The 6,607-nt window shown below is 72.6% G+C and carries 3 protein-coding genes; 2 read left to right on the top strand and 1 reads right to left on the bottom strand.

Annotated elements, in window-relative coordinates:
* Window positions 1-103: 103 nt before the first annotated feature.
* On the bottom strand, window positions 104-1,825 hold the full coding sequence (locus tag ACWDSL_RS50910) for a hypothetical protein (protein WP_450496273.1): 1,722 nt from the start codon (window positions 1,823-1,825) through the stop codon (window positions 104-106).
* Between the two features lie 284 nt (window positions 1,826-2,109).
* On the opposite strand from ACWDSL_RS50910, the gene ACWDSL_RS50905 reads away from it, so the two are divergent.
* Together ACWDSL_RS50905 and ACWDSL_RS50900 are read left to right on the top strand one after the other, a co-directional pair.
* On the top strand, window positions 2,110-5,067 hold the full coding sequence (locus ACWDSL_RS50905; RefSeq protein ID WP_450496271.1) for a glycoside hydrolase family 2 TIM barrel-domain containing protein: 2,958 nt from the start codon (window positions 2,110-2,112) through the stop codon (window positions 5,065-5,067).
* Window positions 5,064-6,607, top strand: a 1,544-nt coding sequence (locus ACWDSL_RS50900; RefSeq protein ID WP_450496269.1) for an alpha-L-fucosidase, incomplete at its 3' end; no start/stop codon positions are given. The genes ACWDSL_RS50905 and ACWDSL_RS50900, both read left to right, overlap by 4 nt.

Below are 6,607 nucleotides of genomic sequence, written 5' to 3'. Positions count from 1 at the left end.
GCCCCGCCGTCCCTCCGGCCGGCGGCTTGTGCCGTACGCGCGGCCAGGGCGAGCGCGGCGGCCGATCCCGCCGTCAGCAACAGGGCTCTACGGCCCGGACCGTTCACCATGTCCACTCCTTCGCGGGGATGTGCAGGGTGTGTTCGCGCTCAGGGGCCTTGGGCTCCAGCCGCCGGGTGCCGTACATGGGCCGGGACCTGCCCTCCGGCTCGATGCCCACGACATCGTCGCCGCGCCAGCGGGTGCGATATGTGCACCCGGCCGCGGTCTCCTCGGTCAGCGACTCGGGGACCGGGAAGGTGACGGTGATGCGCTCGCCCGCCCGGGGGCGGTCGAGGCTCAGGTACCCGTCGGGCGCCCACAGGCCCGGCTCCGGTCCGCGGGCGTGGCCGGCCGGGCCGGTCGCGGGCCGCCGCGCGACGGCGAGCCGGGCGTAACCGGCCCACTCCGGCACGCGCAGCCGCAGTTCGCGGCAGTCGTGGTGGATATGCAGATCGACCCGGCCCTCGCAGGGCAGATGGCTGAGCACATCCACCAGGCGGCTGCCGCGGTTGAGCAGCAGATTGACGCGCACCAGGTGCTCGTCGCCGGTGACGGCCACGCGCCAGCCGGTGAACAGGCCGCGCACCCCCGACCCCACACAGCACGCCTGGACGTCGGCGGTGTGCCCCCGGCCGAGGACCGCGTCCGAGACGTAGTCGTTGGGCGCGCCGTACCCGGCGAAGGCGCCGCGGACGCGCTCGCCGACCCGGTGGTGGGTGAGCCAGCCCGGGATGTCGCGGGAGCGGTCGGGGGCCGAACGGACCCAGTCGACGGCGGTGAGCTGGGAGGCGGTCAGGTGGTTGCGCAGAAAGCGCTCGACGACCGTCCAGTACCCGGTGTGACCGGCCTGGGCGAGGGTGGCTCCGATGCTGATGAGATCGACCAGGGAACACGTCTCGTGCTCGAAGCGCTGTCCGGCGAGGTCGCCGGGGGTCCAGCCGAAGGCGGTGCACTGCGACAGCGCCCACTCGAAGGACCGGCGGACGAACGCGGTCAGGGCGTGGTCCCCGGTGAACACCGCGTACTGGGCGATGCCGTCCAGGGTGCCAAGACGCGTATGGAAGTGGCCGCTGCGGTACGCGAGCGCCGCGTTGAACGAGCCGTCGGGCAGAAAGACCCCGCTGTGCTCGGTGATCAGCCGGGTGAACCAGCCGCACAGCTCAAGCGCCTGTTCATTGCCCGTCGCCCGGTGCCAGAGCAGCAGCGGCATGATCAGCCGCCCGCAGAAGGAGGCGGGGTCCGGGGCCAGACGCAGCTGGACGGCGTGCAGCGAGGGCCAGCCTTCCAGCGTGTACTCGGAGGCCGGGTAGTACCAGACGGCGCGCTCCTTGACGGCGATCCGGTGCAGGGCCGCGACCTGCCGGTCGGCGGCCCGCCGTACGATCTCATCGCCGCTGTCCCGGTACCAGCTGGTGAGCGCGAGCAGAGTGGCGCGCTGGTCGATGAGGCTCGCATGCGGCTCCCAGTGGCCGCGCGGATGGCGGCGCCGGTACGTCAGCCCGTCCTCGGCGAGCAGGTCCAGCAAGGTGGCCTTGTAGCGGCTCTCCGTATCGGACCACCAGGACACGCCGGTCATACGGCGGGCCAGCACGCAGGCGTCGGTCAGCCGACCGTGGCTGGAGCCGTAGTCCCAGTCACCGTGCAGCAGCACCGCGGGGTCGCAGCGCAGATCGGCGCTGAAGAAGGGGATGCCGCCGAGATCGGGATCGGCCAGGTTGACCACGGCGTTCATGGCCAGCTCGGCGCGCTCTTCCAGAAGCAGGGTCGCTGGAATGCCAGTCATGTTCCGTCTCGCCGTCTTGAGGTCGGAGCGAACATGGGTGAGGGGCAACGACGGCAACGCTAGGCACGGTGCACAGGGGCGTCAAGGGTGCGGAATCCGCTGGAAGATGCCAATTTCCCGATGTGACAGGGCTGTTGACGCCCTCCGGGGATCCGTCTTACCGTCGGTGCGAAAGCATGGTCCGAGGTGGCATACCAGCGTGGGCTCGATATGGACGACCGCGCTGCGGAGGACCGGAGCGACGGCAGCACGGAGTTCAGCGTTCCAAGCCTTCGGGAGCACGCATGCTCGCCTACTACGAAGACTTCTCGCCCGGCACCGGCCGCCGCGCCCCCCGGGCCCACTTCACCTCCGACGCCGGCCGGCTCAGCCTGAACGGCCGCTGGCTGCTGCGCCTGTCACCGACCGCGGACGAGGCTCCCCTGGACTTCCTCGGCCCCGAACCACCCTCGGGCGACTGGTCACAACTGCCCGTGCCCTCGCACTGGGTGCTGCACGGCCACGGCGTCCCCCGCTACACCAACACCGCCTACCCGTTTCCCATCGACCCGCCGCACGTACCGGACGACAACCCGACCGGCGACCACCGGTACACCTTCGAACTGCCCGAGGGATGGCGGACACCCGGCAGCGCGCTGCGCTTCGACGGCGTCGACTCCTGCTTCCGCGTCTGGCTCAACGGCCGGGCCCTCGGCACCTCCAAGGGCAGCCGGCTGCCCGCCGAGTTCGACGCGGGGCAAGCGCTCAGGACCGGTCGCAACGTCCTGGCCGTACGCGTCCACCGCTGGTCCTCCGGCAGCTACCTGGAGGACCAGGACATGTGGTGGCTGCCCGGGATCTTCCGCGAGGTGACCCTGCTGGAGCGGCCGGAGGGCGGCATTGACGACTTCTTCGTCCACGCCGACTACGACCACCGGTCCGGGCGCGGTCTGCTGCGCGTCGACACCGACGCCCCCGCGCTGCTGACCGTCCCCGACCTCGGCATCGCCGGACACCCGGCCGGTGTGCCGCTCACCGTGCCCGGCGTCGAGCCGTGGAGCGCCGAGACGCCCAAGCTGTACGAGGGATGGCTCGCCACCGACGCCGAGCGCGTCCGGCTGCGCATCGGATTCCGTACGGTCGCCATCCGCGACGGACGGCTCACCGTCAACGGCGCGCCCGTGCTGCTGCGCGGTGTCAACCGCCATGAACACGACCCCGACCACGGCCGGGCGCTGTCCCTCGCCACCATGCGCGAGGACCTGCTGCTGATGAAGCGGCACAACATCAACGCGGTGCGCACCGCGCACTACCCCCCGCACCCCGCCTTCCTGGACCTGTGCGACGAACTCGGGCTGTGGGTCGTCGAGGAGTGCGATATCGAGACCCACGGCTTCATCCACGCCGCCTGGCACGGCAACCCGGCCGACGACCCCCGCTGGCGGCCGATGCTGCTCGACCGTATGCGGCGCATGGTCGAGCGCGACAAGAACCACCCCAGCGTCGTCACCTGGTCGCTCGGCAACGAAAGCCACCACGGCCGCAACTTCGCCGCCCTCGCCGACTGGACCCGCACCCGCGACCCCGCGCGCCCCCTCCACTACGAACGCGACCGCACCTACCGCCACTCGGACTTCTACAGCCTCATGTACGCCCCGGTGGACGAGGTCGCCCGCATCGGACGCCACGAAGAGCAACCGCCGCCCGAGACCGCCGCCGAACCGGCCCTGGAACACCGCCGCCGCGCCCTGCCCTTCCTGCTGTGCGAGTACGCGCACGCCATGGGCAACGGGCCCGGGTCCCTCACCGACTACCAGCGCGCCCTTGAGGCCCATCCGCGCTGCGCGGGCGGCTTCGTCTGGGAGTGGATCGACCACGGCCTGCGGCGCGTGACCGCCGACGGACGGACGTACTTCGGCTACGGCGGGGACTTCGGCGACACCCCGCACGGCGGCACCTTCTGCGTCGACGGCCTGGTCTTCCCCGACCGCACCCCGTCACCGGGGCTCCTCGCGTACAAGAAGGCCATCGAACCCGTCGGGATCACGGCGGATCCCGACGCCGGCCGGATCGTCATCCGCAGCCGGTACGACCTGCGCGACCTGTCGCATCTGCGGTTCATCTGGACCTTGGAGGACGAGGGGAGGGCCATCGCGGGTGGCGAGCTCGACGTCCCCCCGCTGGACGCCCGGCAGACCACCGAGATCCCCCTGCCGGAGCTGCCCGTGCCCGAGACACCGCGCGGTGAACTGTGGCTGACCGTACGGGCCCTGCTCGTGGCGGGCGAACCATGGGCGCCGCCCGGTCACGAGGTCGCCTGGACCCAGGCCCCGATCCCGCACCGCGCCCCGCCGCCGGCGCCCTCCGGTCCCAGCGGACTCACCCTCACAGACCTGGACCTGGACCTGGACCTGGACCTCGGCCTCGGCCTCGACCGGCGGACCGGGACGCTGCGGGCCATCGGCGCGCTCCGCCTGGACGGGCCGTGGCTCGACATCTGGCGTGCGCCCACCGACAACGACCGCGGCATGGGGGACAGCTCTGTTCTGCGCACCTGGCGGGCCGCGGGCCTCGACCGCATGGTGGCGCGCACCGTACGGGTCGAGGAGCGGCCCGAGCGGCTGCTGGTGGAGACCCGCCTCGCCCCGGCCGGGCTCCCGCACGCCCTGCGCGTCCGTTACGTGTGGACGGCGGACGGCGGCGGGCTGCGGCTCACCGTCCATCTCACCCCCGAAGGCCCCTGGGACGGGCTGACGCTGCCGCGCCTGGGCGTGCGCCTCGCGCTGCCCGCCGGGCTCGACCAGGTGCGGTGGTACGGCAAGGGTCCGGGCGAGGCGTACCCGGACAGCGCGGACGCGGCGCGCGTCGGCCTGTTCACGGCGACGGTCGCCGAACTCCAGACCCCGTACGTCGTCCCGCAGGAGAACGGCCGCCGCGCCGCCGTCCGCTGGGCCGAGATCACGGATCCCGCGTCCGGTGCCGGACTGCGTGTCGAGGGCGCGGGGGACACGCCGCACTTCGGGCTCACGGTCCGGCCCTGGAGCACCGAGGCCTTGGAAGCGGCCGACCATCCCACGGACCTCGCCCCGGACGGCCGTACGCATCTGCACCTCGACCACGCCCAGTACGGGCTCGGCAGCGCCTCCTGCGGACCGGGCCCTCTCCCGGAGCACCGGCTGTCCCCTGCCGAGTGCGCTTTCGCCTTCGTGTTCCGAGCAGCACGAGCAGCACGAGCAGCACCCAGCGGAAAGGGAGACTCATGAGCACGGAGGAAACCCCCGCCTACCGTCCCGACTGGGGATCGCTGCGCGGCCACCGCGTCCCGGACTGGTTCCGGGACGCCAAGCTCGGCATCTGGTCGCACTGGGGCCCGCAGTCCGTCGCCCGGTCCGGCGACTGGTACGCCCGCCACCTGTACGGCCCCTACGACGGCACCGAGGAGTTCGAGCGGGAGCGTACGAGCCGGCAGACCGCCGCGCACCGCAAGCGGTACGGGCACCCCTCCCGGTTCGGCCACAAGGACCTGTGCGGGCTGTGGCGCGCGGAGAAGTTCGACCCCGAGGAGCTCATGGACCGCTTCCGGCGCACCGGCGCGCGCTACTTCGTCTCCATGGCGGCGCACTGCGACAACTTCGACCTGTGGGACTCCGCCCACCAGCCCTGGAACGCCGTCAACGTCGGGCCGCGCAGCGATATCGTCGCCCGCTGGGCCGCCGCGGCACGCGGCGCGGACCTGCGCTTCGGGGTCAGCATGCACGCCGGCTCCTGGACGTGGCGCTGGCTGGACGCCGCCTTCGCCGCGGACGCCGAGGGGCCCGCGGCCGGTGTTCCGTACGACGGGCATCTCACCGCCGCGGACGGCCGGGGCCTGTGGTGGGAAGGGCTCGACCCGCGGGCCCTCTACGGCCGGCCGCGCCGCCCCGGCGAGCCGCCGGACCCGGACTTCATCGACGACTTCTACGCCCGGCTGCGCGATGTCACCACCCGTCACCGGCCCGAACTGGTCTACCTCGACGACTCGCGGCTGCCCTTCGACAGCGGCAGCGTCTGCCCCGCCGCCCCGCCCAGTGAGCGTGGCCTGGAATTCCTCGCCGACTACTACAACCGGGTGCCCGAGGGCGTGGTGAGCATCAAGACGGTGCCAGGACGCGACCGCGGGGCCGTGCTCCTGGACGTCGAACGACAGCAGCTCGGCGACACCGACCCAGAGCCCTGGCAGTACGACACCAGCATCGGCGACTGGTTCTACTGTGACGGCTACCGCTACAAGACGGCGGACGACATCGTCCATCTGCTCGTCGACACGGTCAGCAAGAACGGCTGCCTGCTGCTGAACGTGCCCCAGCTGCCCGACGGCACCCTGGACGACGCCACCGCGACCGTCCTGGACTCCCTCGGCGCATGGGTCGAGCGCTGCGGCGAAGCCGTCTTCGGCACCCGCCCATGGGCGAGATACGGCGAGGGGCCGACCCGGGTCACCGGCGAGCGCGCGAGGGAGTCGGCCCTCGCCTACACCGCGAGCGACATCCGCTTCACCCGGGCGCGGGACGTGCTCTACGCCTTCCTCATGGCGTGGCCGGACGACCGGACCGTGCGCATCCGCAGCCTGGGCCGGACCGCGGGGCTGCTGCCCGCCCCGCCCCGGCGGGTCACTCTGCTCGGGGCGGCCTCCGAGCCCCCGCGGTGGACCGTGCGTGATGACGCCCTGGAGGTGACCCTCCCCGCCCGGCCCCCGACGCCGTACGTCCAGGTCCTGCGGATCGACACCGGCCCGCTGGGCGCCGACGAGGCCGGGCGGGCGGC

The sequence above is a fragment of the Streptomyces sp. NPDC000941 genome (genome assembly GCF_053599555.1).
This window is presented reverse-complemented; position numbering and strand designations above follow the sequence as displayed.